27 protein-coding genes and 1 tRNA gene are annotated in these 26,483 nt (G+C 63.4%); 12 read left to right on the top strand and 16 right to left on the bottom strand.

The annotated features are described in order from the left end of the window. Positions 1-51: 51 nt before the first annotated feature. The 4 genes from LMQ14_RS03225 to LMQ14_RS03240 form a co-directional block, all read right to left on the bottom strand. The gene (locus LMQ14_RS03225; protein ID WP_267733409.1) at positions 52-480 is read right to left on the bottom strand and encodes a hypothetical protein; all 429 of its coding nucleotides are present in this window, start codon (positions 478-480) and stop codon (positions 52-54) included. A gap of 257 nt (positions 481-737) precedes the next feature. After that, a complete protein-coding gene (locus LMQ14_RS03230; RefSeq protein ID WP_267733410.1) occupies positions 738-962 on the bottom strand; it encodes a hypothetical protein in 225 nt (74 codons plus the stop codon). 31 nt (positions 963-993) lie between these two features. Continuing rightward, positions 994-1,224 (bottom strand): hypothetical protein, encoded by a 231-nt coding sequence (locus LMQ14_RS03235; RefSeq protein WP_267733411.1) that lies wholly within the window; start codon positions 1,222-1,224, stop codon positions 994-996. Positions 1,225-1,387: 163 nt separating this feature from the next. Then, a complete protein-coding gene (locus LMQ14_RS03240) occupies positions 1,388-2,149 on the bottom strand; it encodes a YfbU family protein (protein WP_267733412.1) in 762 nt (253 codons plus the stop codon). A gap of 323 nt (positions 2,150-2,472) precedes the next feature. Between LMQ14_RS03240 and LMQ14_RS28135 the strand changes: the two genes are divergently transcribed. From LMQ14_RS28135 to LMQ14_RS03255, 3 genes are all read left to right on the top strand, one after another. Further along, the gene (locus LMQ14_RS28135) at positions 2,473-3,357 is read left to right on the top strand and encodes an anti-anti-sigma factor (RefSeq protein WP_324291101.1); all 885 of its coding nucleotides are present in this window, start codon (positions 2,473-2,475) and stop codon (positions 3,355-3,357) included. 99 nt (positions 3,358-3,456) lie between these two features. Next, positions 3,457-3,858: a hypothetical protein gene (locus LMQ14_RS03250; protein WP_267733413.1), complete on the top strand. Its 402-nt coding sequence runs from the start codon at positions 3,457-3,459 to the stop codon at positions 3,856-3,858. A 307-nt stretch (positions 3,859-4,165) separates the two neighbouring features. Then, a complete protein-coding gene (locus LMQ14_RS03255; RefSeq protein WP_267733414.1) occupies positions 4,166-4,756 on the top strand; it encodes a recombinase family protein in 591 nt (196 codons plus the stop codon). Positions 4,757-5,303: 547 nt separating this feature from the next. Here LMQ14_RS03255 and LMQ14_RS03260 read toward each other — a convergent pair. Beyond that, entirely contained in the window at positions 5,304-5,594 is a 291-nt protein-coding gene (locus LMQ14_RS03260; protein ID WP_267733415.1) for a hypothetical protein, read from the bottom strand. A gap of 219 nt (positions 5,595-5,813) precedes the next feature. After that, the gene (locus tag LMQ14_RS28250; RefSeq protein WP_420714656.1) at positions 5,814-6,077 is read right to left on the bottom strand and encodes a hypothetical protein; all 264 of its coding nucleotides are present in this window, start codon (positions 6,075-6,077) and stop codon (positions 5,814-5,816) included. A 189-nt stretch (positions 6,078-6,266) separates the two neighbouring features. On the opposite strand from LMQ14_RS28250, the gene LMQ14_RS03265 reads away from it, so the two are divergent. Then, the gene (locus LMQ14_RS03265; protein ID WP_267733416.1) at positions 6,267-6,962 is read left to right on the top strand and encodes a hypothetical protein; all 696 of its coding nucleotides are present in this window, start codon (positions 6,267-6,269) and stop codon (positions 6,960-6,962) included. 159 nt (positions 6,963-7,121) lie between these two features. Then, positions 7,122-7,367 carry a hypothetical protein gene (locus tag LMQ14_RS03270; protein WP_267733417.1) on the top strand — a complete coding sequence of 82 codons (246 nt, stop codon included), beginning with the start codon at positions 7,122-7,124 and terminating at the stop codon, positions 7,365-7,367. 490 nt (positions 7,368-7,857) lie between these two features. On the opposite strand, the gene LMQ14_RS03275 is transcribed toward LMQ14_RS03270, so the two are convergent. Next, positions 7,858-9,684, bottom strand: a complete 1,827-nt coding sequence (locus tag LMQ14_RS03275; protein WP_267733418.1) for a hypothetical protein — start codon at positions 9,682-9,684, stop codon at positions 7,858-7,860. A gap of 254 nt (positions 9,685-9,938) precedes the next feature. On the opposite strand from LMQ14_RS03275, the gene LMQ14_RS03280 reads away from it, so the two are divergent. Then, the gene (locus LMQ14_RS03280; RefSeq protein WP_267733419.1) at positions 9,939-11,381 is read left to right on the top strand and encodes a hypothetical protein; all 1,443 of its coding nucleotides are present in this window, start codon (positions 9,939-9,941) and stop codon (positions 11,379-11,381) included. Between the two features lie 329 nt (positions 11,382-11,710). Here the strand turns inward: LMQ14_RS03280 and LMQ14_RS03285 are convergent, their stop codons facing one another. The 6 genes from LMQ14_RS03285 to LMQ14_RS03310 form a co-directional block, all read right to left on the bottom strand. Further along, positions 11,711-13,459, bottom strand: a complete 1,749-nt coding sequence (locus LMQ14_RS03285; RefSeq protein WP_267733420.1) for a phospholipase D-like domain-containing protein — start codon at positions 13,457-13,459, stop codon at positions 11,711-11,713. Positions 13,460-15,676: 2,217 nt separating this feature from the next. After that, on the bottom strand, positions 15,677-16,879 hold the full coding sequence (locus tag LMQ14_RS03290; protein WP_267733421.1) for a hypothetical protein: 1,203 nt from the start codon (positions 16,877-16,879) through the stop codon (positions 15,677-15,679). An 80-nt stretch (positions 16,880-16,959) separates the two neighbouring features. Then, entirely contained in the window at positions 16,960-17,361 is a 402-nt protein-coding gene (locus tag LMQ14_RS03295; protein WP_267733422.1) for a DUF2510 domain-containing protein, read from the bottom strand. Then, positions 17,358-17,747, bottom strand: a complete 390-nt coding sequence (locus LMQ14_RS03300) for a DUF732 domain-containing protein (RefSeq protein WP_267733423.1) — start codon at positions 17,745-17,747, stop codon at positions 17,358-17,360. The genes LMQ14_RS03295 and LMQ14_RS03300 overlap by 4 nt, the downstream gene beginning before the upstream one ends. A 57-nt stretch (positions 17,748-17,804) precedes the next feature. After that, entirely contained in the window at positions 17,805-18,020 is a 216-nt protein-coding gene (locus LMQ14_RS03305) for a hypothetical protein (protein WP_267733424.1), read from the bottom strand. Positions 18,021-18,082: 62 nt separating this feature from the next. After that, positions 18,083-18,355: a hypothetical protein gene (locus tag LMQ14_RS03310; RefSeq protein WP_267733425.1), complete on the bottom strand. Its 273-nt coding sequence runs from the start codon at positions 18,353-18,355 to the stop codon at positions 18,083-18,085. Positions 18,356-18,498: 143 nt separating this feature from the next. On the opposite strand from LMQ14_RS03310, the gene LMQ14_RS03315 reads away from it, so the two are divergent. From LMQ14_RS03315 to LMQ14_RS03330, 4 genes are all read left to right on the top strand, one after another. Continuing rightward, positions 18,499-18,750 (top strand): helix-turn-helix domain-containing protein, encoded by a 252-nt coding sequence (locus LMQ14_RS03315; RefSeq protein ID WP_267733426.1) that lies wholly within the window; start codon positions 18,499-18,501, stop codon positions 18,748-18,750. Between the two features lie 463 nt (positions 18,751-19,213). Next, entirely contained in the window at positions 19,214-19,528 is a 315-nt protein-coding gene (locus LMQ14_RS03320; protein ID WP_267733427.1) for a DUF2563 family protein, read from the top strand. Continuing rightward, the gene (locus tag LMQ14_RS03325) at positions 19,510-21,276 is read left to right on the top strand and encodes an alpha/beta hydrolase (protein ID WP_267733428.1); all 1,767 of its coding nucleotides are present in this window, start codon (positions 19,510-19,512) and stop codon (positions 21,274-21,276) included. The genes LMQ14_RS03320 and LMQ14_RS03325 overlap by 19 nt, the downstream gene beginning before the upstream one ends. A gap of 143 nt (positions 21,277-21,419) precedes the next feature. After that, positions 21,420-21,911 carry a hypothetical protein gene (locus LMQ14_RS03330; protein ID WP_267733429.1) on the top strand — a complete coding sequence of 164 codons (492 nt, stop codon included), beginning with the start codon at positions 21,420-21,422 and terminating at the stop codon, positions 21,909-21,911. Between the two features lie 366 nt (positions 21,912-22,277). Here LMQ14_RS03330 and LMQ14_RS03335 read toward each other — a convergent pair whose 3' ends face one another. Both LMQ14_RS03335 and LMQ14_RS03340 read right to left on the bottom strand, forming a co-directional pair. Next, positions 22,278-23,435: a hypothetical protein gene (locus LMQ14_RS03335; protein WP_267733430.1), complete on the bottom strand. Its 1,158-nt coding sequence runs from the start codon at positions 23,433-23,435 to the stop codon at positions 22,278-22,280. Between the two features lie 390 nt (positions 23,436-23,825). Then, the gene (locus tag LMQ14_RS03340) at positions 23,826-24,185 is read right to left on the bottom strand and encodes a hypothetical protein (protein ID WP_267733431.1); all 360 of its coding nucleotides are present in this window, start codon (positions 24,183-24,185) and stop codon (positions 23,826-23,828) included. Positions 24,186-24,571: 386 nt separating this feature from the next. On the opposite strand from LMQ14_RS03340, the gene LMQ14_RS03350 reads away from it, so the two are divergent. Next, positions 24,572-25,261 (top strand): helix-turn-helix domain-containing protein, encoded by a 690-nt coding sequence (locus tag LMQ14_RS03350; protein ID WP_267733433.1) that lies wholly within the window; start codon positions 24,572-24,574, stop codon positions 25,259-25,261. After that, entirely contained in the window at positions 25,245-26,420 is a 1,176-nt protein-coding gene (locus LMQ14_RS03355; RefSeq protein WP_267733434.1) for a tyrosine-type recombinase/integrase, read from the top strand. The genes LMQ14_RS03350 and LMQ14_RS03355 overlap by 17 nt, the downstream gene beginning before the upstream one ends. Here the strand turns inward: LMQ14_RS03355 and LMQ14_RS03360 are convergent. Beyond that, positions 26,397-26,468, bottom strand: a tRNA-Thr gene (locus LMQ14_RS03360). The genes LMQ14_RS03355 and LMQ14_RS03360 overlap by 24 nt on opposite strands. Between the last annotated feature and the right edge of the window lie 15 nt (positions 26,469-26,483).

Genomic DNA, 26,483 nt, shown 5'->3' on the forward strand with positions numbered 1-26,483 from the left:
TCCGGTTACGCGTGATCAGCACGGCTTAGGACGGGCCACCGACAGGGCAACCTACTCGGCCTCAAGCACCGGTTCGGGCGGCTCCCCGAATCGGCGGCGCCAGAGGTCTCCCACCTCGTCTGCGAATTGGATGTCGGCGTGTACCTCGAGGGCGTCGGCGAGGTACACCACTTCCGCGGACTGACCGGCGGGAACAACCCGCGGGAATCGATCGACCATCTGCTGGTGCAGGCCTCGAAGAAGCGCCGAGAACTGCGGCGTGCCCACAAGATGGTTGGCCATCATCGGGCCATAGGAGCCGAGCTGCCCGAGCTGTGAGAGCTGGCCAGCCAACCGCATGCCCTGCGGCAGTTCCGAGTACGTCGACTGGGCATGTTGGCCGGCGGCGCCCAGTGCCCCACTGAGGCCCTCGGTGAATAGCTGACGTGTGAGGTCCTCTATCGAGAAGTTCCCCTTGGCGGGCAGGCATCTGCCCGCCAAGCGGCCGGACTCGTCAACGACATAGACGTCGACCTCGAGGTCAGTGATGGGTCCGGTGGTGCCGTTGTTGACCGCGATCTTCCACAGGTCCTGTCCGATCGGGATCCTCTCGGCCGAGACGGTGACCGCCCGGATGCGGCCGCCACTGTTTCCAGCTGCGGCTCCAGCGCCGATCGTGACGTGTGTGATGTTGTCGCGGCCGACGTTGACGTTCCGCTGGGTCGAGTTGAAGGTCTGCGCGGAAGCAAGCTCGCTGGCTACTGCTCCCGCGCCACCGGAGGGTGGGGCGGCTCCTGAGGGCCGCGGGCCGACACACCGCTGACTCGCAGCGAGCCGTCCGCGGTGATGTCCTCGGCGACGACTCCGCTGCCGCCCTCGACCACGACGTCGGCGATCTCGATGTCGCCGCCGACAGATGCGCGCCGCAACACCACGCCCACCGTCGCAGGCGCGTCGGGCTCCTGCTCCTCGACCAAGGTCAACAGGGTCTGCGCGAGGCCGCGGAGTTCCCCGTCATCGTTGGCGCCTGGCCGCGGCGAGCTTCTTGGCCAGAAGAGCGCGTCGCAGCTCTTCCTCCGGTTCCTGCTCGAGGCCCGTGACCTCGGCGGCCACAGAGCCGTACCTACTGGTCAGCCAGCTTTTCAGCGCGGCGTACGCATCGGTGATCGCCTCCTTGGCCGTTTTGCGCACACCATCAGACGCTCCGATCGCGACCGCCGCCGCAATCATCGTGACCGGCTCCATGACCGGCTCCATCTACCACCTCCGACTCGTCGGTCCGCCTCGCGCGCTGGACCCCGTATTCAACCTAGCCCGCAACACCGACACCTCCTGGCGGAGAGCAGTGGTGTCCCGAGGGGCCGGCACTTCCTGGTCGCCGTCACCGTGCCCGAGGACCGCACCCGGGCTACCCGCGGTGCGACGGGTGGACCCGAGCCGCAGCGATCTGCTCCAGCTCGTCCGAAGACAGCAGGTAGTCGTCCGGGTCGAAACCCCGGCTGCGGGCGTCCATGATGCGGCGGTATTCGGCGAGCATCCGCATGTAGGTGTCGAGCATCCGGTGATGGGAGTTCCCGTCGTCGTTGCGTTTCAGCTGCGGCCGCAATTCACTCCAGCGGTGGCCATCGGCCATCAGGTGCTCGACGTAGCTGGCCATGTGGCGCTCGAGCCCGTCGTTGTGGTCGAAGCCCCGGAACTCGAGCCCGTACGCCGCGTCCTCGTTGACCTCGGTCCCCTGCTCCTCCAGCCGCCTTACGCTGAACGTGATCGCGCGGAACATGTCGAGGATGTCCAGTACGCGGCCGCAGTCGCGCTTGGACAGCTCTGTGCGGAACCCAGCGACTTCCCGCCAGTACTCCCCGGTGAAGCCCGCCTCGATCACCCGCGCACGCTCCAGCTGGTCATCCGCGTCCCCGTCATCGCCATTGGCGCTCTGGGGCAGTACACGGGCGAGGATGCGGTGGAGCATCGAGAGCATCTGCCGGTCGGCGATCCGCATGGTTTCCGGCGCCGGCTCGTCTCCATGCTTCACCGGCTGCTCGTACACGGGGACGACCGCCGCCATGACCAGATCGCGGACGAACTCGCTGAGTGTGACTCCCTCGGCGTCTGCCATCTCCTTGAGCTGATCGCGGATCCGGTCTTCCACGCGGATGTTCAGGACGGCCATACGAGCTCCTCGGTAGTTGTGTATGACGCCAATTGTAGCATCGTCATACACGGTGCTCGGGCAACGCATTCCAGTCGCCACTGCGGCGATCCCCAGGGAGGGCAACGTGGACCACGGTCTCGCTTCTAAAAAGGCGGTGATCAATTCCCGTCTCAGACGGGTCGGTTGAGATGGCGATGGTCGTGTTGCCGAGTTGCCACCGCATTGCGGCTTGACTCAGAGGAGGATTAGTTGAGCAGGTTTTCCGGGGCGTCCCGCCAAGCTACGCTCGACTTCGAGAGAGCGACTCGCGCTAATCCATGAGTGGAGGCGAGGAGACGACGATGAGCGAATCGAGCGATTTTGCGGTCAGCGAGGCTGCGCAGGCAGCCATGTCCAGCGAGGGTCTGCTGCCGCAGCTAGTGCAGCATTTGCGGCAGAACCGGACCGTTTTGCGTGAGGAGTGGGCGCGCAGGATCACCGAGGCCGAACTGCTCACGGCGATGACCCCGGAGGAGCTGTTCTCCGAGGCGACTGCCGTCTACGACAACTACGTCGAGGTGCTCGAGACCGGTAGCGTCGAGGCGCTGCAGGCCTACGCGCGCGACCTGTCGGAACGCATTATCCCGCGAGGCGTGGAGACCGACGAGGTGCTGGGCATCGTGCTGCTGCTGCGTGACGTGCTGGCTCGCTCGCTCTTCGAGAAGTATCAGACCGACGTCGAGATGCTCAACCGGGTGCTGGACGCCTACGAGCCGGCGGCCAACCGCATCGCCAACACCGTGGTTGTCAGCTTCGTCCAAGCTCGCGAGCGCATTATCCGCCAGCAGCAGGAAGCGATCCGCGAGCTGTCCACGTCGACCGCGCGGCCGCCCTCAGAAGCCGCGCTTCCGAGTAGCCAGCCGCCCGAGCGGCCCACGGATGCCCTGTCGACGGCGGTAACAACGCGCGCAGGGAATTCGGTGCCTGGGATCGTGGGTTCTAACCCAGTCGGATTTCTGATCGTGCTGGCGTTCATGGCGTTCGTGTTCGTTTACGCCCTGGCCGGCGCGGGGGCAGCCGCGATCGCCTTCTGGGCCGTCGTGCTGGGTCTGCCGGCATTGCTGGTTGTGGTGTCGGCTCTAGGGGCAGCGTGGAGAAGCAGCCGGCGCGCCGAGGCACTGGAGATTGCCAGCTTCGTTGTGCAATCGACCACGCCTCCGTCATCGCCCCGCAGACCGACATCCTAGGAACAACCGACTGTGGCTGAGGAGAAGGACACAGACAAGCCGTCCCTCAAGGACCTATGGGAAAGTGCGAGAACCCCCGCTGATTACGCATCAATCGTCGTGGGCGGGACTGTCGGGCTGGCACTCGACGCAGTGGTGTTCGTACACAGTGGGATTTCGACACCGACAGCGACCGTACTCGGCGCCGGCGGCCTGTATTCGATCAAGAAGTCATGGGACGCCGGCCGCGACGCCGGGAAGCGGAGAAAACAAGCGCGCACGGCCAGGAAGAAAGCGCAGAAACTCATCGCGCAGTTCGGGGCCGCGGGATATGTCAGCGGCGCCGCGGCCCTACAAGCCCAGCTGGATATGTGTGAAGAAGGCGACATTGACGACCAATACCGGTTGGGCCGGGCTCTCGAGTCCGCGCGAACGGACTTTGTGGCTTGGGTGAAGGCATCGCAAGCACACAATGACCGGCCGGAACCGGACTCGCGAAATCCAACGCAGGGCGGCGAGTAGCGGCGAAAAGCGCTGTCTGCTGAATGGAAGGGTGATCCCACCTCGCCCAACATCGAGCCGCCTGTGGATACAACGTCATCGCCGCCCACTACTCAGCTACAGGTATTGGCCGAAGACCACAAGCAAAGCGCGGCAGGTTGGCTGTACGATCTCGTTTCTAAAGATCTGCGACAACGCGCGCCCTCGACGGCGAGCATCAGATCGGCGCAGGCCGCCGAGTCCGATTTCCTAGTGTCACAACGCGAGTCCGACTTCCGCGAGATCTGACATCGAACTAAATGTCGGGCTCCGGTGGTTCATTGTGACCATGAGCACCGCCGCGTACCTCCGGGTGTCCACCGGGCAGCAGTCCGTCGATCAGCAGCACGACGCAATCGCCGCTGCAGGGATCATGCCCGACCGGATCTTCAGCGACACCGCCTCCGGGCGCGCTGGCAGCGACCGGCCGGGCTGGAGCGAGTGCATGGGCTGGCTCCGCGAAGGCGATCACCTCGTCGTCGTCGCCGTGGACCGACTCGGACGATCCGTTCGGGAAGTCGCCACCGCCCTGCACGAGCTGACCACCCGCGGCGTCCACGTACGGTCGCTGCGCGAGGGGGTGGACACGAGCACCGCGACGGGGCGTGCCGTCACGAGCATCATGGCCACGATCGCGGAACTGGAACTCGAACTCGGAAAGGAGCGGCGCGCCGCATCCCGCGAGGCTCGGCTCGCCCGTGGTCTGGCCGCCACCAAGCCCATGAAGCTCGACGCGGCCCAGCAGAAGCGACTCCTCCGCCTATATCAGCAGGGCGAACCGGTGAGCGAGTTGACCTCGATGTTCGGAATCAGTCGCAGCACGGTGTTCAGGACCCTGAAGGTCTTGAAGAAGCAGGACGCCGCGGTACAGAAGGTTTAGCAACCACAGCACCACGGTGGAGCCTCAACACTGTCCCGCTGGTGCAGTTCGTTCTACCGGCCCGATAAACGCCTGGGCAACGACGATCAACGCGCTGGCCGCCGAGCCGAGGGCATCCCAGCGGCATACCGAGCGGCGATCCGGAGGGACTGCACGTCCGTCCGCTGCGGCGCATTAGGTACCAGGTGGTCAGGATTCGTTAAGCGCGTCAAGCACTTCCGGTACTCGGAGCGTCCACACCGCTGCCACGCCCATGTCCAGCCGTGCGCGGCGGCAGGGCCGGCGCCCAATTGCTTAACCACTTCGGCACTCCGCAACTTCGATCAAGGTGGGGCCTTCTGCGATTTCTGGTCATCATCATTATCGCCCGGTTCCGTGGGAACTCCGGTCCAGCAGGGCACCGATAGAGCCGCCGAGAGGCGACCCCACGCGGTTCGGCAATAGGTCACATTTGAGACCGTCCGGGTCGCACATAGCGCGTGTGCTGCCCACAACGCTTCCTGTTTTTCAGCTGTGCCAACTCCGCGCGGCTAATGTCGCATCCCTGTCATGTTTGTCCCAACCTCTCTCGCGCCTTTCTCACCAGATCATCGCTAAAGAGGTTTGCGTAATTCAGCACCAACTGCTCACTGGTCAGGTCCGGACGGCGAGGCACCATGTCCCACGCCAGCTTGACGAACCCCTCGGCGGGATAACGGGTGTCGACAACCATCCTGGTGGCCTCCACGGCTCCGTATTGCTTCACCATCTGGATAAAGCGGGTTGGGTTGTAGCCAAGCCGCTTTGATTCTTCAATCCCGGCCCACAGGTCGGCCTCGAAACGCTCAACATCCGTCACTTGTCATCACCTCGCGAACGTTCGGGTGCCTAGTTCTTTTCCTTATTGTTGCGGTTCTTGTTCTTCGACTCGACGAGGCCGGGTCTCGGCCAGGGTTCGAATATGGGAGCGCGACCAGGCCCTTCGCCTACGCGCAGTCGTCGCATACTCCCGTCGCTGGCGGGCCACCTTCAGGATGCTAGCGGTTCATGCCAACTCGAACAGTCGCTCCTCGCTGGATCAACCAAGTACGTCCGTCAGATGTACCCGGTTACCGTTCGGGTCTGTAGTCCGGAGCCGCCTCACACCGGGGATCTCGTAACCGATACCGAGGCGCGTGAGGTCCGCTGCGACTGTGGCGATGTTGGTTACGCGGAATCCGATCTGCACCTTTGTGATTGGTTTGTCGCTTGCAGGAAAGAGTTGGAGAACGGTACCGGTATCGCCGATATGACCGTCGACCAAGTGTGGTCGGCCTCGTTGGTCGTCGTTGAAGAGAGTGATTCCTATCGCGCGGTAGAACGCTGCGGACTCGTCGACGTCGCGGACGAAAAGGGTGAGCTCTAGCAGCGAGTGCGTCGGCATGGGGGGAGTATGCCCGGACCGTCTGACAATTCGCCTACTTCGAAATGGCCGTGGGCAGGAACAAACGAAAAGCACCGGGCTGTTGAAGGCAGGTGCCAGAATCGCCCCATGGAAGACGATCAGACCTCATCAGCCGCCCAGGTTCCCTCTCAGGCCCTTCGCGAACTTGAAGACGGCCTGGCCTTCTGGGACAGCCGCCGAGCGTGGGGACACGACCTCGGTAACGCAGACTATGAGGCCTGGGCCAATGAAAATCCCCGCGGGGCTTTCACGCTCGACTGGTGGAAACCTTTCCTCGGTCGCCTAAACCGCTGGAGGGCCACCCGTGGCCCGGACAGCGGAGAGGTCCTCACGTCCCGCTTTATGTCCTGTGCGGCAGACCTCGGTCGCGCGTGGGCCGACAGCTGTGAACCCTTCATCGACGTCGACATCACCGCCGTAAATTGGGACCAGGTCTCCGCGTTTCCGACCCTCGTGGCCACGATCAAGCCCACCCGCTCCAGGTCACCCGTCTTCGCGTCCAAGTTCTGTCACTTCCTACTGCCGCGCGTGTTTCCCGTTGTCGATAACGAGGGTCTGGGGAACCGCTGGCTTACTTATGAGAAGTACTTCCGACACGTCCAAGATGAGTGGGCGAGCACCAACGAGGCGGACAGGTCTGCCATGATCATGGCGATCACCGATCGGATTGAGAAGACGGGGGCAACTGTTTTTTCTGGCTACCCATACGCCACCAAATTGGTCGAACTCAGACTGATCGGTCGTCAGCATCCAAGCTGGGATAGGCCAACGCTCACATCATGAGTTCGGGCACCCAACGGGCGCAGCTGCGTCTCCCAGCGTCTGTTTGCACCAGGGGTCCGGCACACCTCAAATCCCTAATCAATAAAGGTACGTACGAGGGGAAACCCGGAGCCACCCTGCAGCACTGATGCGTCGGTGTCCGTGTGTACGGTGCCGCCCGTGGAATCCGACGACATTGTTGATCCTGGTGACGCTGCGATCCAAGCCCTTCTGGCCCTCACCGCCGGGAACGCCCATGACGACGAGAAACGGGACATGCTGATTGACGGCATACTGACCGTCCGATCGCTGGCAGAGTGGCCGCCGGAATGGCGCGAAATGCTCTTAGAGACTTGTCAATTCATCAAGACCCTCGCCGAAGATCTCAGACAGAGGGGCGAGAGCGGTGACGTTGCAGGCATGTAGATTTCTTCAACCGGACCGTCAAGTCCAGTTGCGATGACAGCGTCGGAGGACGGGATATCGACTCCGGCAAGCGCATCCGAGTTCCGCTGCCGCCGCATGCCGGGGGCGCATGGATGGCACAGACGTTCTGGCCGTTCTCGACTCCGGGGCGGCTTGCGCCTGCTAGACCTCGAGACGTGCAAGTGGACGATTCCGCCTGTCGAGATGTGGACCGGGACGGCGCACTTCGCGACCGTGCGGGTTTGGAATCCCAGAACCGGGTGCAACATCACAGAGTTGCGACTCGGCACCCGGGTCGACGGCATCGGCGTGCGCAACACCGCCGACGGCAGGCTTTTGATTGCGGTCAGCGGGCCTGGCCTCGTGCTGACCGAACTGTGGGAACGTTGACCGTGCTGGCACGTCTCGTGACTTCTGAACGAAGTTTTGAGGGCCTCATATGTGCTCCCTTTTGAGCCACCGCTTGCGGTCAATAGGAGCATCGCGGCGCTCACCCCGTCTGTGTTTGGTCCTTCGTTTCCATGACAGGGTCATCGGCTGTGTCGGCGTTGAGGCTCTTTCCGAAAAGCAAACGCTGCCAATCGAAGTCTGGATCGTGGTCACCAGACAACAATCGCTCTTCCCACGCCATCAGGTTCACGTTGCCGGGAACCTCTTCGACCGCGTTGGCGGCGAAAACGATCGCCTCGTCGTGACGACCGGCAACTTCCAGCTGATCCGCGGCCTGAAGCTGGATGAATGCGTCGATCGTCGCTGGCAGCTGCGACTCCTTACCCTTGCACCTCGCAGCATGGCGGCTCGACGCCATTTCGGCCCACTCGTCGGGGGTCCAAGCCGGAGGTCTTCGATTGGAGAGGACCCCGACAGTGAAGGCCATCGGCGAAGGCAGATCAAGGCAAGACCCGTATTGCTCGATGAACTTTTCGGCGCTACCGCGATGATCTTCCGGGCGAAGCCACTCGTGCCAGAGCACGTGGATCGCGACCATGGCGGTCTTCGCCTCCCCGTCCGGTAGCTGTGGCACCAGTAGCTCGATCTTCTCGATGACTCCGGTCAGGTTGAAGCCGTCCTTATTGTCCCCAGAGAGCCACGAAATTAGGGCCTCGGCACCCCCGTTGAACCACTGCGACGCCGTGTTGACACCGAACCCTTCCGCCTGCCCGATCCAGTACTGCGGCGCAAGTTGCACCTGGATTTGACCAGGTAGCGCACCTCGGTAGTCCCACGGTTCGGGTTGGGTCTTGGGGGCATCGGCAACGAAGCGGCATACGACGTGCCGGGTCAGTCGCCACAGACCTGCCAAGGTAAGGATGCGTTCGAAGTTAGCTTCGAACGTCGTCTCAGCGCCGTCGGTGAAAACCCAAGCTTCGCCTCCTAGGTCTTGCAGGACGTGGCTTCGTCGGGAACGAATGTCGTAGGCGATACTCAACATCCGTTCAAGTTCGGCCGCGCGTGGTGGGCGCACGTTCTCCACGGCCTCTTCGCGGAAGTACGTGGGAGACACGTGGGCGAGCGTGGACGCGACGAAGCGGCGCTTCAGGCCAGTCCTGTCCGCTTCGAGGATCGCATCTCTCACCCTCGTGGCGACGTCGGCGTCCATGCCCTCGAGCGCGGCGTCCATGATCTTGCGCTTAGCCGGGTCGTAGCGGTCCCACGTCGTTGAGGAAGTGGTGCTGCCCTCGCCGAGTGATTCGAGTGCGGCAACGATGTCTGTATAGGCGCCAGTCGGGTCTTCCATGGCCGTTCGCGTCGCACCGACCGTGTTGCGGATTACCCGCATGACGCGGGCGAAATCCTCGCGGTGCAGTGCTAGCAGGTCGCTCATGAACGCTCTCAACGTGTCCCATTCCGCCTCGTGAACGACCTGGACGGGCTTGAACAGCTGAGGAAACAAACTGGCCGCGGTGTGACGACGACTGGGGAGACCAGCGGCGGGGACGAGACGGTGCACCTGATCGTGATCGCGGCAGAACGTGCGATTGAGTACGAACGACGCCACATATGCGATGTCGTCGATCAGTTCATCGCCACCTGTCGCGACGAGAAACTCGTCGGTGCCATCCCATCTCTGCGCTTCCAGTCGGTCCATCGCTTCGAACGTCACCGTCGACACATCGGCTGGCTCGGTCGACCCGGTGAGCGTGCCGACGGGCAGGTCGATAGGCCTTGGGTCGAGAAACCACGCGTTGGTGTAAACGGTGCGACGGTGGAGACGTTCGTTGATCTCAATACCCGAGCGGAAGAACCGGCCTGCGGATATCTGCAGCATAAGCTGGCCGCGAAGTTGAAGGGGTGTCTTGGCTTTTCTCTTGACCATCAGTACCCGTCAGTCTGAGACCCTCATGGCAGGCAATTGTGACAACCGAAAGACCGGAGGAAATGACGGACGCTGAATACCCGCGACCGACGCTCGCCACGGTACGTGAGTTGTACGGGTCTGCGTTTCGCTGCGCGCATCCAGAGTGCAACCGGCCGTTGTACAAGCTCTCGGACGATACGGGCGACCGGGTGCTGAATAGTCGAGTGGCCCACATTCATGCACGGCGGAAGGGAGGGCCGCGGTGGATCGACATGCCCGCCGAGGAGAACCGGGCTGTCGGCAATCTGGTCCTGCTGTGCATCGAGCACTCCTACGAGATCGACGACGCCCCGGATCTGTTCTCGCCTGACACGCTTCGCGAGTGGAAGGCGGCGCAGGTCGCGGAATACGACCGTCTTCAACGTAGCTGGCCGATCAGCGACGATGAGGCGACCGAAGTCCTCGTCACGTCCGAGTCGTTTGATGTCCTTCACGCACCGGCAACCCTTGAGTTGGTTCGGCGGGTCGAGGGGCTTCGGCTTGTCGCCGAGCGGACTCGCCGCGGCCCTCGCTCTTGGTCCCGCAGATGGCAAGAGGTGAGACAGAAAACGCGGAGCTCCCTCGTCGCGTGGGACAAAGACGGCAACGCCGTTCACGCTGAGCCCTCGGAGATGGATCTTCGCCCGATACGAGAAGGCTTCCGGTCCGCTCTGACCGCAGCACTCGATGAAGTGACCCCGGCGGCGGAAGCGGCTCGGATCGAACTCGCAGCAGTCCGCGCGACACGAACGCAGGTAGCGCCCTGGTGCGACGCCCTGGATCGTGCGATCACCCACGCGATCGACACGGCGTCGACCTGGACGGCGGGCCCCGATCCGGGAGCGGACACCGCATTCGACACCGCATTGGCTGATCTCCAGCGATCCGTCACCGACCTGGTTCGCGCATCGCGTGGCGAACAGGTGGACATGCCGGAGCCCCCACAAGTCGTCAGTGAGCACGAGGACGTAGACCCACTCGCGGAACACCGGGACTTACTCGATGAAGCCCGGCCGTTTTCTCGAGTCGATCATCGTCCGTACGACCCTGAGCTCCGCGAGCGTGTCGCTGAGGCAACCCGCGAAGCGGCAACGATCCCGCCGACCCTGCATTTTCTCGCGATCGGCCTGGACGCCGCGGCCCGCCTTGCTATTGCCGTGGGGCGCAACGCGAGCGAGGGCGAGCAGCTCGAACTAGTCGAGCGCGACCGAGGACGGCTTCCGATCTGCGCCGCGGTCGCGCTGCTCCAGGTCGCCGCTCGTCATGGCGACGGGCAGACGGCTCCAGCCATTGCCGCACGCGAGGAGCTACGCAGATTGTGGTCGGAAACAGACTGGGCGAGCGAGACCTCGTGGGTCGGCAACGATACGTACGGTCGGTCGATGATGCAGACATTCGCCAACGTGACCTCGAATGAGGAGGTGCATGATCGCTTGGCCCAAGCTCTAGAGACGGAACCCGAGTTGCTGGGGCCTCTCATCGTCTCCTGCGCAGGCTGGGTGGAAGAGCACGACTTCCAAAGGTCGAACCTCGTCCGCGAATACGGGGAGATTCCTGCGTGGCTACCCATCGAGGCCATCAAGGCGCTGGCGATAGACGTGCTCGGCGACGACCACAGCCTCGATGACAGGGGGATCCTGGAGGCGCTCCTGAAACACGCCAGCAGCGGAAGCTAGGTCGCCGACGTCAAGCGCAGCTGTAAATCGCATCCTGACTGGATGCGTCGCGACACTTTGGTGAGTGTGAACTTGTCGGGACCGTACGTCTGAGGCGGGTCGCCACACACCCCGGCTGTGCTTGAGGTAGTACTCGTGCCGGTAAGCGTTGCAGCGTCGACCGAAATGGTGACCGTCGCCGGAGCCAGGGTGCCATCCTTGCAGTGCACGGCGTCTGGTGGATTAACCGTGGCGACCCGTCTCTTTCGAGACAGCGGAAGAGACCGGTTTCAGCTTTGGTCTGGCGCCCTAAGGTACCGCCCGAGTCGCGTCCCGGTGCGGGATCGTGTTCAGCGTCGGGAGAACGTGATGCGGTCTAGTTCGCGCTGGCTGCCTTGCTCGTAGAACTTCGCGAACCACGGCTGCTCGGCACCGGAGATCGCGATCGGTTTCTGTAGTTGCAGCGTCTCCCTTTTCGCCCCTGCCGCCGCGGGCTTCGGCTGATCGGCTACCTTCATCCGGTCCCGGAAGTTGAGGTGGTCGAACAGGGTCAGCGCGTCAATCGCATACGCGGTGGCCACCCGCTGGTCTTCGATGGAGATCAGGTGATCGCCGTTTGCTTCTTCGCCTGACGGCGCGAAATTGCTGGAACCGGTGTAGACCTTGGCGCCGGGCTGATCGAAGTCGACGACGGCGAACTTGTTGTGAATGTTGATGCCTGCACCGCCGGACCACTCCGATTTGAACGGCTCGGGAGCGTGCTTGGACAAGTAGGCAAAGTCGACCAGGCCGATCTCACCGTCGGGCTTGTGGATCTCCATTCCAGTGGCTTCATTGACGATGCCGTAGCTGAACACCGGGCGACCCATCAGATTGTCCAACGCTTCTCGCACGGGCCCCGACTTCGTTTGGTTCATGAAGGCAAACGAGTAGAACACGCTGGACGTCGCCTGCTGGATCGCCCCACCGACCGGTGCTAGCGACAGATTCGACGACTTGTGCGGCGAAAAGCACACCTTGACCGTCGGCTGCCCGGGCTTTTTGACGGCGTACCACTTGGCGGCCACGGCGTCCCCAGAAAAGCCCGCCATATCAGCGAAGGCTTCGTCGAACATGTCGGCGAACACCCCAGCCACATCCGGGTCGGTGAACACGTACATGTTGTTGGCTTGGATGTAGAGGCCGCGGAAGGAGAAGTTCGTCGATCCACCGAGCACCCGCAGCGGTGATCCGTCGCTGATTCGGCGGGCGATGAGCAGCTTGTTGTGCTGCAGGTTTTCGAAGTGGCCCCGGTGAACGTTATCTTCGCCCGCGCTGGCCGCTAGCTGGGCCGCCGCCTGGCTCTCTGCGGTGCCTGGGCCGCCGTGCCCCTTGGAGTCGTCGATGATGATGCGCAACCGGTCTCCTAGGGCTTCGAGCTGCGCGAGGATGTCGGGTTCGTTGAAGTCGTAGGCCATCGCGTCGATGCGCACGGTCTCGTCTTTGGCGGCCCAGTCGAGGAAGTCGAACAGCAGCCGATATGCCTCGAATCCCAACCATGCGTAGATATCGAATTTCTTGGTGATCTCGGCCTTGTGCTCGGCGAAGTCCAATCCCTGGGCGGGCTTGGCCGGGATGATGTCGTTGCCGAAACCATAACGGGCCTTCTTGTCCTCGAAGGCCTGCGAGGACGCGAAGTTTCGGGTGAATCCCACGTCCAGGAAGCCTGGAATGGTCACTGGCCCTAGCTCGATGGGCAACTCGATCGACAGTCCCTTCGTCAGGGCGGCGTTATCCGCTGGCATATGCATCTTGGTCACCCGGTAGGTGTAGGTGCCGGTCTTGGATTCCCACGGAAAGTGCACCCAGCGAAAGGTCTGTAGCGGTGCCTCCAAGGTGGGGAAATTGCGGAAGCCGTCGACCGCGTCAGGGGCACCGAACGAGAGCCGGTTGGACAGATTCTGAAAGTCGGTGCTGTCCGGGTCCCGGAACTCTACGGCGAATCCGACGAAATCGTCTTCGGGCTCGTCGACGTCGAAGCCGAGCAGACACGCAGACTCGCCGCGCCACAGTTTGACCCGAAACCCGTCAACCTCATCGAAGACTGCGAAGTCGCTCATGACTACTACCTTCCTTCGGGCGGTGTGCTTGAAAAGCGGTCTGCCTAGTGCCGAACAACACCAGATGCATTGCAGTGGAGGGGATCTTGCCCTGGCCGGGCCCACCGTGGTCGACAGGCATTCCGGCCATCCCTTGGCCGCAAGGGTCCCCGCTGGGGAACCTCTGATATGCGGTGGTCGAAGCGCTGCAGACGGTTAACGACTCGTGGGCATCCCGTTTGCCGCAATGCGGAATGTCGGTGTCGACGAGCGGCATAGGTGCCCTCCCGAGAGCATGACCAATCGCATATAGCATCGTTTGCCCGGCGAACGCGCCACAAGAGTAGTCGGGTACCTAACGATGCACCCGTCGCCCGGTGGGTTCGGGCACGAGGTCAATAAAAGTTTGACCGTTTGTCAACGGCAGGGACGAATCCTAGGGGGCTCCATGAAAAGCGTTGGTGCCGTTGATCGCCGCGCGGGTGGCGCACCAATCGAGACAGATTTTCGGGACCCTCATATCTCGTCAGATTCGCGACACGAGCTCACGGTGCATCGGAACGCATGGGACAGCGGGGGGGGGGGGCGCTATCCGAGTTTGGTTACAGGCATAATCGTCGGACTCAACCGCCCCGACGCCGGACTTGGCGCCATACCGCGCTCCGCAAAGCCTTCCTGCGTCGATCTAACCCAATTACAAGCGCCTGAATTGCGGCAATTGCTGCGGCACCGGCAACACCGAAGAAGACACCCGCAACGAAAAGGCGCGTCGCGTCATTGTCTGATACCACACTATTGGCACCGGTGATCGGCGGCGGGTTCCAGTGACTTGTCCCTTCGTATAAGGGGTATGCCCAACCTACTGAGTCCGTATCTGCCGGTGGCTCAGCCGGATTGGGCAATCTTGGACCTCCGGCCTGAAGTCCATTACCAGGAAGCTGTGACCATCTCACGGTGCTCGCGTCCTTGAACACTGCTTCCGTAACGACGTCAATCGCGTACTGCGGCTCAGACGCTTCCTGGCCTGCCGGTGGTGGCGCAAGAGCAACCATAGGATAGCGAACCACTGCTCGAGTCCTAGATTCGACGAAATTCATCCCTTTGACGCCAGTTAAATCGGCAACGACTATCACTGCGTTGCCCTTATCGCCTGGGACAAAGGTGGACTCCACTGCTACAACCTGTTCCGATCGTCCGGCCTGCTGATGAGGACTTGGCTGCTGAACGCAATGCGGAATTGGCAGACCTCGACACAGGGCTAGGGTGGCGCCACCGGGCAGGTCAAAATTGACGCTCACCGTCGTACCCTCGGGGAGTTGATCAGCGAACCTTAACGAAAGCATGACACGCACAGTGTCCTGTGACGGTTTGGAGGGCATACCCAGCTGCGCAGGTTCGTAGCCTGCAATCCTTTGACCATGGGCCTCGATCCAGGCAACCCCATTAATCGGCACACTCGTTGAGCCATCTCCGGCGGACGGGGGTACTTCCACGACCAGATTGCCGGGAAACGAAGGGTCGGCGCTAGCGGGTGGCTTGTAGAGGAAGCCCAGAAATGTCCCGACAACAAACAGAACAACTAGGACGACAACTTGTGGCCATGTCCTCTCCTGGTCTTGCTCCCAGGGGCAGGTTTTTCCGTTGTCGTTGGCTACAGATCGCGGAGGGTGCGGACCGACCGCACCACCAACTTCTTGTGTTGTCGTGCTTGTCGGACGATCGTTGGCACTTGCAGTCTCAGCGGTCTTCTCGGCGGCGATGCGACTCGAACGCGGTCCCTGCCCAGGCCTAGGCCGCCGCCGCCCTCTGCTCACCGCTCGAATGGTAGTGCACCTGACCTACGACGGACTTACTCGCGGGCTTGGGGTGGTACGTAGAAGTCGCTGCCGTCGTGTCGCGACCGACGCTAACCCCAAGCGCTATCGATAGTTTCGATTTCGCCCACAGGTTAGGGAAACATGCGTTCGTAAAATCGCCCAGCTCGGGAAGTTCTGACAATGTCGAATCTCGTCTTGAGTGCAACCAGTCAGCGCATCACTGCAGCCCGATGATGTGTCGATGGAGGTGGGTGTGGGTCCGGTTGGGTTTGACGTCGAACAGCAAGCGCTGATTTGGGCGATGTGGCGGCGTGGTGATGCGATCCGCGAGATGGAGCGCACGCTGGGTGAGACGCTGCCGAGGATCCGACGCTACTTGCGCGGTGCTACCTGGCAAGACGATTCGCCATCGCCGCCGTACTTACTCGCCGTGTGCGCGCCGCACAACACCCTTCCAGAAATTGGGATAGGGGTAGCAGGTGTCGAGTTGGTCCCCGGATAAAACCAACGCCCATGCGAGCAACACCGCTGCCGCAGCGGGGGCGGCAGGAAGGGCGTGCGGAGGAACTGGAAGCGGGATCGGCAGGTACCACAAATGTCCAACCCCCGGCGACAAAAGCTTTATCGGCCCTAACCACTTTTTGTTGGACTTCTCCAGCTTTCCGAGCCGGGCGCCTCGTTTGTTGCGCTCCGATTTCTTCAGGGGCTGGCCTGGAGGGTCGAATGCCGCTTCGCCGCGTTCTATCACGTCGCCCGTGTCGTAGACCCAGACCAGCGTTTGGGAAATAAAGTCCGTGGTTTTAGTAGTTGCGCCCTTGGCTAGCAATTTATCGAGGGCTTCGAAGCGCTGCTCGCCAAGAACCTTTTTCAGCAACTGGGTGGCCTTCCCGAGCGCCCACTGGCACCACTTAGAAATACCTCGTGGCAGTTCATTGACCGCTTTCTCCACTGCCCAGGAGCCCGGCTCCTCCAAGAGATCGCGCAAGACGTCCACGAGTTCCTTATTGGCCGGAAGTGGGATGGCGTCCATGAACGGGACGGCGGTTAGTCCGACAAACACACTGGTGATCGATTCCGCCGTCTGGCGTCGAATGACGCGGATCGCGTGGCCCACAGCATCGCCATAGAGTTGCCCGGGGGGTTCGGGGGTTGGATCGTCGTCGGTGCCGACCTGAAGCAGTCTTATCAGGCCCTCGTCTGGAGCTCCTGGGGGCCCGAAAGCGGTCGCCTCAAGCACGGCGCGCGCTTCCGTCGGCCAGTCGGGGATGTTGGCGAGTTTGCGGTTCCCGTCGAGTGTTTCGAGTGGCTGCGCGAGAGCAATTTCAGTCGAAACCCCGGCGTCCAGTACCGACAGCGCCCCAAGGGCTAAGTTGATCTCCGACTTGAAGGCGGGCTGATCGTTCAATGTCGCATCAAGTGCGGCGACGAAATCCTCGTGGACCGCAGCCCAGTTCCGCATCGCCTCCTCAATACCTTCGCGGGCCTGCTCGACGCTCAAACCGCTATCTGGATCTCGCTCGTCAGTGCGCCTGTCGTAACGTGCCGCACGGACGGCGCCGATCACACCCTCGAGCGCCTTTTCGATAGGGACAACGTGGGGTTCTAAGGCTTGCGGAAGCGACATTGGACTAGCTAAGCAGACGCGATGGAGATGCAGTGTGCGCTTTGAGGCCGACCTTTTAGTCCCTCATATCCCGGCTCTGCTTAATTGCGTGGCGGCAGATCACTCCACGCTTTGCCGTTCCAATAACGCTCCTTGCCGGTGCCCGCTGGATCGGGGTACCAGCCACGCTTCGTTGCACCGGAAGGCGGCGGCAGAGTCCTCGTGGGCGACGGCGCGGGCGGGTTGGCACGGTGGAGGACCAAAGAGCTGATAAGTAGTCCCACGCCCAGGACGATAAAGACGGTCGCCCACAGCTGATGCTCGGAGAGTAGGGGCGCGCACGCCGTCTCCACGTACGGGTCGAGCGTGCCCGACCCGCCGCCGAACGCAGACCCGCAAGAGATTCCCTGCGCCGAGGCGAGCGAGATGTTGGTGTTTCCGATGACGAGGCCCGCGATGATCGCGACGATGCCGAGCGGCAACACAATTCTCAGGGCGGTCATCGGTCGCCTCCTGCGTACCCGGCTCTCACTGCGCGTACTTCGGGTGCCTGGACCGCGTGGGCCAGTTCCTGGATCTGCCAGCCCTGCGCCGGGCACAGCCACCGAATTGCGGCACCGATTTCGTAGGCCGTCTCCAGGAAGGGCAGCCCCGAGGGGCCTACCGAGTTGGCTGCGACGTCGGCCCACGACGGTTGGCGGCTCGCGTCGAGTGCGTGGCACATCACGTAGCCGTTGTTGAGCAGCTGGTCGCTTGTTCCCGGGATGCCGTGGGCCTGCAGCTGGTTGACGTAGCCCGCCTGCGCGGCGTCGGCGTGGGCGCTGCCCGACGCGGATAACGGCGACAAGGCAAGGAAAGCTGCAGCAAGGGCCGCCCCGATAACCCTCATCAGATTGGTCGCTCCTTCAAGACAAGCAGGTAGTGGAGTAGCAATCGCAGACTGGGCTCAGTTCCACAGCCCCGGGCAGAATCGGGGGTCGACGCTGTTACAAGGCGGGAAGTGTCCGTTGGGCGGCGGTGGTGGCTCCGGCGGGTAGCACCCCATTTGGTACGGCCAGGTCGACGACGGCTTGGCCACCCAGTTCGCAGGGCATCCCTGCGGCGCCTGGGGCGCCCCGACCAAGGCCAACGCGACAGCCACCGCCGCGATGATCTTCAGCATCGTTTGCCTTTCGATTCGTTCTAGGTCACGGCGTCTGGGCCTAGCGAGGCCACCGCAACGCGTCAGCGGGCAAGGGCATCAAGGCAGCCAGCCAGGTAGTCTCCGGCGCTGTACGGCTCCGGATTCCACACGTTGCTGTTTATGGCTTGCGTTTGGCACGCGGTTTCAGCCGACGTCCCGGCCCTCATCAGGCTTCGCGCGTACGGCGCACCCTCGTGGTAGCCAGCCTGGTAGGACCGCTCGTCGCGCGACGGTGCTGTGCTCCAGTGGACAAGGACGGCGGTTGCCAGAACGGCGACGACGATTGCCGCGGTTATAGCAAACTTCTTGTTCATCCCCGTTCCTCATCTGCGTAGCGGAGTCGACTTCGATGCCTTGCGACTTGGGCGGCAGAGATGCACGCAACAGGAACTGCGCATGCACAGAGTACTACTAGTAGGGCAGACAGTTCGCGGGTTTTGGCTGACTACTGGGACGCGTGCCCACGCGACCCAGTCAGAACGATCCCGAACGGGTCGCCGCCTGGGAACTCCGCCGTCGTGAAGTCGGAGAGCGGATCCGGACGCTTCGCACCGAGCGGGGCCTCACGCAGGAGGCCCTCGCCCTCCGGTCAGGCGTCACGCGCAACGTATTGATCGACGTAGAACTTGGCCGACGAGGCTTGCTCTACGAGCGGCTATTCGACATCGCCGAGGCGCTGCAGGTGCCCGCTGGGCAGCTCTTGGGGTAAACCCTTAGTCCGCCAGGCCAACGCCGCACTGTCGGTTCCGGTCAACATCGTTCGATATTCAGCGCCATTCGGCCCGAACCGTGTCGTCGCCCAGCTCGATAACGCCAATAGCGCCATGGAGAAGATCGCCTAGGTCGTGTGCCAAGGTCCTGTCGCACTACCCGAAGTGCGAACCCAAACTGCGAATTGGGTCGTACTTGGTGGCCACAGATTTGATAGAGATTTGATGATTCCCGCACTGTTCCGACATAAACGTGCTGGTCGCAAGCGTGCTCGGGAGTGTCTCGCCCGCGTCAACGAGGTCAAGACGGTCGTAGTTGCGATGTGTTTGTCTGCGGCGCCTACTGCTCTAGCGACCCTCGTTGGGATGCGGTTGTTCCTGCCTCGGCAGGTCCGTGTTCAGGGTGAATTGACGCCCAGGTTCGCGTGGATAGGCTTGCCACCAGCATGGGAGGGGTGCCGGATGTTCGTCGATCCTGGCTTGCTGCACTCGGGGGGCGACCAGTCGCGCCGCGCTGGCGGGCACGCCCGGGAGGGTGCCGACCAGCTGTCGCGCGGGCCGTTGCTGCCGGGGATGTTCGGTCAGTACGCGGCGGCCGAGGAGTTCCACGAGGCGGTCGGCGTGGCCCACGGCGACCACGTGCGTGCCTTGCGGGCCCACGAGGAGGCGCTGACGGCGGTCGGCGGGAAGGCACACCGGGCCGCGGCGGGGTTCACCGACATGGAGGAACGCAACGCCGCCAAACTGCGGACTGTGCGGTGCAACTCCGCTACATAAGCATCCCTCTGCTGATCGGCGAAGCCGGTGGCGATCCGTGGGAGATCAACCAAACCCTGCAAGCGGGGCGCCCGGCCCAAATCTCGGACTTGGCCGAGGCCTTCCACGCCGCGGGCCGGTGCACCGCCGAATCCAACAACGCCTTCGCGGACGCCCGTCAGCGCTTCGCGGCGGCGTGGAATAGAGAGGACCGCGGCGAGCACCCGATCAACGACTCTGCCGAAGTGCAGAAGGCAACGAAGTCGCTCGGCGCGCAGTCACTGCAGTTACCCAAGATCGGCGTCACCTTGGAGAACGTCGCCGCCTCCCTGGCCCAGGCGCAAAAGGCTGGAACGGCAGAAATCACCGCCCTGGAAAGCCAGTTGCAGGTCCTCGACAACATGATCGGCCAGGCGGTCGAGATGGAAAAAGATCCCGCCCTCACCGCTGCAGACCGGCAAGCCCTCGACGCGTTCATCACCGGCCGTGAAGACGACGCGATCAACGACACCAAGGCCGCGCTGGGCAGGGTGAAGGCGACGCGCGACGGCTACTCCTACACGTTGCAGAGCGCGCTGGGGGCACTGCGCGCCGAGGGCTATGACCCTGCGGGCATCCGGGCCCAAGAGGGCCCACTGCCGCCGGTGCCGCCGCTGCCCGACGACCCCAAACAGTTCGCGCAAGCCTGGAACTCGCTCACGAAGGAGCAGAAGGACGCCGCCTACGACCACGATCGGTTTATCGGCAACCACGGGGGGATGCCCGCCGTGGACCGCGACCACTACAACCGGATGCACCTCGACGAGCTGCAGGCGGCCAACCAAGCCGACCTGGACCGCCTGCGTGCCCTACATCCGGACTGGGCGAACGGGGACCGGCCTTTCCTGTCGTCCAAGGAGTACCGGGATTGGCAACAGCAATGGGACGCGGCCAACCGGGCCCACGACGGCTACGCGGACGTGAAGAGGACAATCGGGCCGCCGCCGAGCGAGATCGACCCGTCCTCGGGCAAGCTGCCCCAGTACCTCTTGGTCGTCGACGACAAGGGCCACGCCGCGTCGTCGATCAACAACCCCGACACGGCGAAGCGCAACGCCACGTTCGTGCCCGGCACCGGCCAGGACACCACCCGGTACAGCGGAAGCGCGGACAAGTCCCAGAGGATGTACTGGGCCGCCCGGGCAGCGGACCGAACGCTGCAGCCCGGCGACGTGTCGGTCACCACCTGGATGGGGTATGACCGGCCGATGAACCTCCTTCAGGCGGCCGACCCGGGCTACGCCCGCAACGGGGCCACCGCGCTCGACGACTTCCAGGCCGGGATCCGCGCCTCCCACAACGACGCCGCGGCGGGTGGCCCGTCCATCAACACCGTCATCGGACACAGCTACGGGTCGACCGAACTAGGGGCGGCGGCGCTAGGCGGGCACCACCTCGACGCCAACAACGTCATCGCCGTGGGCAGCCCCGGGGTCCTGGCCGGACATGCCAGCGACCTCAACCTCGACCCCGGCGCGCACGTGTTCGCGACCCGGGCCGAGAACGACGTCATCGGCGTGGTCACCGGCATGACGCTCGGTCCCGACCCGATGAGCTCGCGCTTCGGGGGCATCCCGTTCGAAGCATCGCCCGGACCCGGCTGGCCGCTGGGCCTGCCGACGGTGGCCGCGCACAGCAGCTACTGGGACCCGGGTAACCCGGCCCTGACCAACATGGGCCGTATCATCGCAGGCAGGGTCGATGTCACCCCACCCTCCTTCACGCCATGACCGCCACCAGCCGATCGTCCCGATGCCTCGCAGCCCTCGCCGCGGTCGCGGTGCTCGTGGGCGCGTGCTCGTCCACCAAGCCAGCCGCACCGCTCGGCCCGAGAACCCCTTCGGGCGCCACACCCATCCCTCCAGGAGGCCCGATGGACCACACCCCCGTCGCCCAGTCGCCGAAGGTTCCGAACAGCCAGCAAGAGGCGCAAGACACCGTCCTTCAGTACCTGCAGAAGACGGTCAACGGGCTGCCGCCGGGCACCGTGCTGGACGGCAGCGACGCCCAGGGCGGAAGCAACCTCGGTTGCGACGACAACTACACCGGCCCCGGCCCAGGGCCCACCGAGTACACCGCCGCCCTGCACGTCATCGGCCCCCAGGGCATGCCGCCCGCAGACCTGATCACCCGCACCGGCCAGCTCTGGCAGAGCTGGAACCTCACCGTGATGGAGCGCGACGGGTTCGAGAAGCCCAACCGCTTCGCCTACGCGCCGGACGGGTACCGCCTCCAAATCGAGGCGGCCTACCCCGCGAACTACTCACCCACCCTGACGGTCATCTCCCCATGCTTCCCCGGCAACCTGCGCAAAGACGACATCCCGTTCCCTAAGGTGATCCACCAAAGCCCGCCCGGGAGCTAGCTCCTTCGCGACATTTACCGCAACGCAATGGCCTCGCGGTCGGCAGCTGCTGGGTCGTTGGGGGCCATGGAGTTGGCCAAGGTCGTGAACTGCTCTGAGTGAGCCGCAAGGGGCCGCGTACGAGGAGCCGGTCAGGGTTGACCTCGCAATCGAGAGGGAAGTGGTCAGCTGCTCGTTGACCTGCACGATCCTGAAACCCAGCGTGGCAAGGTCGCGTCAACTAGGGGCAAACGGCGTGATGGTGGTCATCGCTCTCGTGCCCCCTGCCAGGCCGCTGTGCTTCTTCTTCCTCCCTCCCCTCCCTCTCTCGTATTGAAGGTAACTGGCCGTGAACTGCACCGATAGGGAGCGCTCGGCTGGGTGGAATCAGGGGTGCCTGGAGTCTTTGAGGTGCACCCGAACGCCATGCTCGCTGGCCACTTCGATCATGGTTCGGCCGAGGATGTCGGCATCGGATTCGGCTACCAAGAAGGAGTCGTGCACCGGTAGGGGGCACCGCCCGGTGCTGTCGAGCATCCTGGTCAGGACCTCGATGGCCATGTCGGAGTCCTTGCGCTGGAACGACGCCCCACAGTCTGAACCAAAGTAGTCCTTGATCGCGGAATGCTTGCTTTCGATCGCGGCCACGACCCGTTTGGCCAGCGCGCGACATGGTGTCGGGTCGGTCGAGGTCAGGCCGCTCGCCGCCCGCAGTTTGGGTTTGTTGAGCAGCTCCTTGGTGACCGCGAGAACCCCTTTGTGGGTGGTGGGGGCGTTGAAGAGCGTGTTCACCGCCACCTTGACCAGCTCTCTGTCGAATCCCTGGATGGCGTATTGGTCGCCGGGCTGCAGCCGCCTACCGGCCTTGCAGTAGGCCATGCTGATGTGGAGGTTGCCGTAGTCGAGCTCGACCACCGGAACTCCCGCACCGTCAATGACCACCGTGATCTTCCGGCGCTGCTTGGCCGACATGTTCTGGTACGAGGCGCCGTGGCAGTAGAAGCGCCCGCCGCGGTCGAAGGACCCGTTGAAGATCCTCCGCAGAGGTGGGACTTCGAGCCGGTCTCCCCGGTGGCGCAGCTCGAGCAGCGCGACCGCGTCGTTGATAACGCGCAGCTGCTCTCGCATCGTCGTCGTCTCCGCCGTCTCGACGTAGTCGACATCGGCCTTGTCGGCACGGTCACGCAAGACGATGGTTTCCACGCGCTCGGGCATGCCCCGGGGCTCGGAGGCGTCGACCAACGGCCCGACCAGGGCCATGAGGGTCTCGGTCGCCCAAGCGACCGACTGGCATCCCTTGGTGCGCGGGCGCCAAACCCCTACCCTGTGCTCGATGAGACCGGCGCCGAGAAGGGCGTCCATCGCGCCCGTGACGAAGTACCAGGTGAAAAGGGGGTCGCCGTCCCGATACCGCGCGGGCGTGCCGTAAGGGCCCTTCGCCCGCGCGTAATGCACCCCGCGGTCGGTCAGCGCTTTCTCGACCACTATCGACCGCGCGACACTCGCCACGGCGTACCGCACCCGATCGGTCGCGTTATCTGACACGAACGAGCGAAGTGGTTCGACCAACGGCTCTAGCTGGTCGTCGTGCCACCTCAGGACCAGGGGGCTGTGGTTTCCCCAGAGGGGATCGGCAAAGAGGCTCTCGCTGAGCATCGCAACCTTCTGCGTTACCGGTCGATTTCTTGCGGCACGTCGTCGTCGAATTGGTCATCCACGAGGTCGGGGTGCGCGACGTAATAGATAGATCACGCCCTCATCGCCGGTGTCGCAAAAGTGCAAGCACGTGCTGTATTGCTGGTTTCGTCGCGAGCTGGGGGTCTGTCCCTGGCCGCGGCTCCATCCGAATTCGGGTCACTACCGTGCGAGTGCGGTGCACAGGAGAACCGTCGGAAGCCGCAGAGGTCCGGGGGACGTGGTCGACAACCGGAGTGTCTATGCGTCTTGACTCTGGCCGTCATGGGGCACAACCCCCAGTTCCACCAGCAGCCGCCGGAACTCCGCTTCCGCCTTAAACGCCATCCCGAGGACCACGTCTAAGTCGCAGGTGCTCAGATCCCAGGTCCCTAGGTCGATCTCGTGTCCGCCGCCGAGCTGACAGACCATTCCCAAAGGCAGCGGGCGGCTGCGGTCCCGCCCTGCGGAGGGTTCACTTGCGTGTGACACTTCGGGCGTGAGGACTACCTTGTCCTCGCTCAGTTCGATGTGCTGGTCGAGAATGGTCGCATCCTCTAGAGCCGCCACACATTCGACTTTGGTCAGATCCCCGACGGGGATCTCGGTGCTAACCGTCATGGATTACTAGTCCGTTCTGTTGTTGGTGTAGGGAAGGTGTTCGTCCAACGGCCAGCGACCGACCTAATGCAAGTAAGCACGAGGTCGACACGCTAGGAGTCGGTGCGAACGTGCAGGGACTCGTTGAGCCACTGCTCAACGTCGACCCACCGGTACAGCACGCGCCGACGCCCGGCACGCACAAACCTTGGTCCATCGCCTCGGTATCGCATCTGCGCGAGGCTCGCGGACGTAGTGCGCAGGGCGTTCGCAACCTCGGCCGGTGTGGCCAGCTCGGAGATCATTCGGAGGCTCCCGTCAAGCTTCTGGGTTTCTGGAGGGCTGATACCTTGATACGCCTCAAGTAGCTCGGTGTCAACTCTCCTGTTTTCTAGTAAGCTGTGACCGTGGATACTCCGGCTCCCGAACCTGGCGGCGGCGTTGCCATTCGGCTGGCCGAGGTGATCGGCGTGAACGCCCATCGGTTGAGAAAAGCCGCAGGATTGACGCTCGATCAGGTGAGCATCGCGGCACGCAAGCGAGGGCTCAATTGGTCGGAATCTCGTGTCGCGGACTTCGAATCCGGACGGGTTGCGCCGAACCTCGCGACGCTCGTCGCCCTTTGCCTAGCGTTGGAGGATGCGGGCTGCGCCGATGCCGCACTGCCCGAGCTGCTTCGCTCCGAAGCCCCCATCCAGCTCAACGAATCGCTGCTGCTGTCGAGTGAGCAGATCGTCGACCTGGTCACCTATCAGCCAGGCTTCAGGGGGCTGCCGTCACCCGAGTGGGTAACCGCCGCCATAGCCGCTGGCTGGGAGGCCAGTAAAGAGTCGATATTCGGGGGAGCGTCGTTGATCGCCGGAGGGATAACCGATGCCCCTGGCGCAACTGAGGAGCGGACGAGGAAGGCTCTTGGTATCTCGCGGGCGGAGCTGAAGGAATGGTCGGCAAAGCTGTGGAAGAAGAGTTTCTCGGAGGAACGCGATCGACGAGCCGGTGCCGAGGCGAACGCCCAGAAGCGTGGTCAAGTCAGCCGTGAGCTGCGGAAAGAGCTCCAGGCTGCAATAGAGGCGGCGACTCGTGGCGACGATAAGTAGTTACAACACTGCACACGGAAAGCGGTATCGCGTCCGGTACCGCACGCCCGACCGCAGACAGACAGACAAGCGCGGTTTCAGGACCAAGCGGGAGGCCGAGCAATTCGCCGCGACCGTGGAAGTGACCAAGCTGCGCGGAGAGTACATTTCACCGACGCTGGGTCGCGTCACCATAGGGGAACTCGGCCCGGCGTGGCTGGAGCGCCGCCAGGGCCACATGAAGCCGTCGGGCTTCCGGTCGTATGAAAGCGCCTGGCGGGTCCACGTCGAGCCAGCCTGGGGGCGGAGCCGGGTGTCCGAGATCCGCTTCACCGCGGTGCAGGGGTGGGTCTCGCAGCTTGCGATAACCCGAGGTCCGGTCGTTGTGCAGACGGCCTACTCGGTACTGGCACGGATACTCGACGACGCGGTACAGGACCGCCTGCTCGCGTCAAACCCCGCCCGCGGCGTGAAGCTGCCCAAGCGCCCCCCGCGGCGCAACGTGTATCTGACCGCAGGCCAGCTAAACAGGCTTGCCGACGAGTCGGGGCGCTACCGCTCGCTTGTGCTTCTACTTGGCGTGGGAGGACTGCGCTGGGGCGAGGCGGCGGCGCTACGGGTTGGCGACGTCAACTTTTTGCGTCGACGCATCGACCTGCACCGCAATGCCGTGCAGGTGGGTACCAGGATCGTCGTCGGCACCCTGAAGTCGAATCAGAACCGGGCTGTGGTCTTGCCTGAGTTCGTAATCGAAGCACTCGCGGAGGTCGCCCGGGGCAAGGGCCGCGACGATCTGTTCTGGCCGACGTCGTCCGGCCGCTACATGGGGCCGCCCGCGTCAAAGGACTCCTGGCTATCCGGCGCGGTCGCGCGGTGCCGCAAGGCCGATCCCACGTTTCCCCGCGTCACGGCTCACGCCCTGCGGCACACGGCCGCGTCGCTCGCGATCAGCGCCGGGGCGAATCCGAAGGTGGTGCAACGGATGTTGGGGCACGCCAGCGCCGCGATGACCCTCGACGTGTACGCCGATTTGTTCGACTCAGATCTCTCATCTGTTGCAGAGAGTGTGGGCAAACTGTGGGCAAGAACGTCGCAATCGCACGATTGTTCGACGGCGAGAACGCCTCTACCAGCACCGACGGGGACGGAAAGTCGGAGCCTCCTGTCAGGATTGAACTGACGACCTTTCGCTTACAAGGCGAGTGCTCTACCACTGAGCTAAGGAGGCCGGGTAAATCGGCTG

This window comes from Mycobacterium sp. Aquia_213 (genome assembly GCF_026625985.1).
GTDB lineage: Bacteria > Actinomycetota > Actinomycetes > Mycobacteriales > Mycobacteriaceae > Mycobacterium.

Coding starts and splice junctions, on each gene's coding strand:
- LMQ14_RS03295 (WP_267733422.1), bottom strand. CDS start 17,361: ATGACCGCCCTGAGAATTGTGTTGCCGCTCGGCATCGTCGCGATCATC.
- LMQ14_RS03235 (WP_267733411.1), bottom strand. CDS start 1,224: ATGGAGCCGGTCACGATGATTGCGGCGGCGGTCGCGATCGGAGCGTCT.
- LMQ14_RS03275 (WP_267733418.1), bottom strand. CDS start 9,684: ATGGTCAAGAGAAAAGCCAAGACACCCCTTCAACTTCGCGGCCAGCTT.
- LMQ14_RS03330 (WP_267733429.1), top strand. CDS start 21,420: ATGGACCACACCCCCGTCGCCCAGTCGCCGAAGGTTCCGAACAGCCAG.
- LMQ14_RS03300 (WP_267733423.1), bottom strand. CDS start 17,747: ATGAGGGTTATCGGGGCGGCCCTTGCTGCAGCTTTCCTTGCCTTGTCG.
- LMQ14_RS03310 (WP_267733425.1), bottom strand. CDS start 18,355: ATGAACAAGAAGTTTGCTATAACCGCGGCAATCGTCGTCGCCGTTCTG.
- LMQ14_RS03305 (WP_267733424.1), bottom strand. CDS start 18,020: ATGCTGAAGATCATCGCGGCGGTGGCTGTCGCGTTGGCCTTGGTCGGG.
- LMQ14_RS03240 (WP_267733412.1), bottom strand. CDS start 2,149: ATGGCCGTCCTGAACATCCGCGTGGAAGACCGGATCCGCGATCAGCTC.
- LMQ14_RS03265 (WP_267733416.1), top strand. CDS start 6,267: ATGGAAGACGATCAGACCTCATCAGCCGCCCAGGTTCCCTCTCAGGCC.
- LMQ14_RS28135 (WP_324291101.1), top strand. CDS start 2,473: ATGAGCGAATCGAGCGATTTTGCGGTCAGCGAGGCTGCGCAGGCAGCC.
- LMQ14_RS03280 (WP_267733419.1), top strand. CDS start 9,939: ATGCCCGCCGAGGAGAACCGGGCTGTCGGCAATCTGGTCCTGCTGTGC.
- LMQ14_RS03255 (WP_267733414.1), top strand. CDS start 4,166: ATGAGCACCGCCGCGTACCTCCGGGTGTCCACCGGGCAGCAGTCCGTC.
- LMQ14_RS03290 (WP_267733421.1), bottom strand. CDS start 16,879: ATGTCGCTTCCGCAAGCCTTAGAACCCCACGTTGTCCCTATCGAAAAG.
- LMQ14_RS03320 (WP_267733427.1), top strand. CDS start 19,214: ATGTTCGTCGATCCTGGCTTGCTGCACTCGGGGGGCGACCAGTCGCGC.
- LMQ14_RS03285 (WP_267733420.1), bottom strand. CDS start 13,459: ATGAGCGACTTCGCAGTCTTCGATGAGGTTGACGGGTTTCGGGTCAAA.
- LMQ14_RS03340 (WP_267733431.1), bottom strand. CDS start 24,185: ATGACGGTTAGCACCGAGATCCCCGTCGGGGATCTGACCAAAGTCGAA.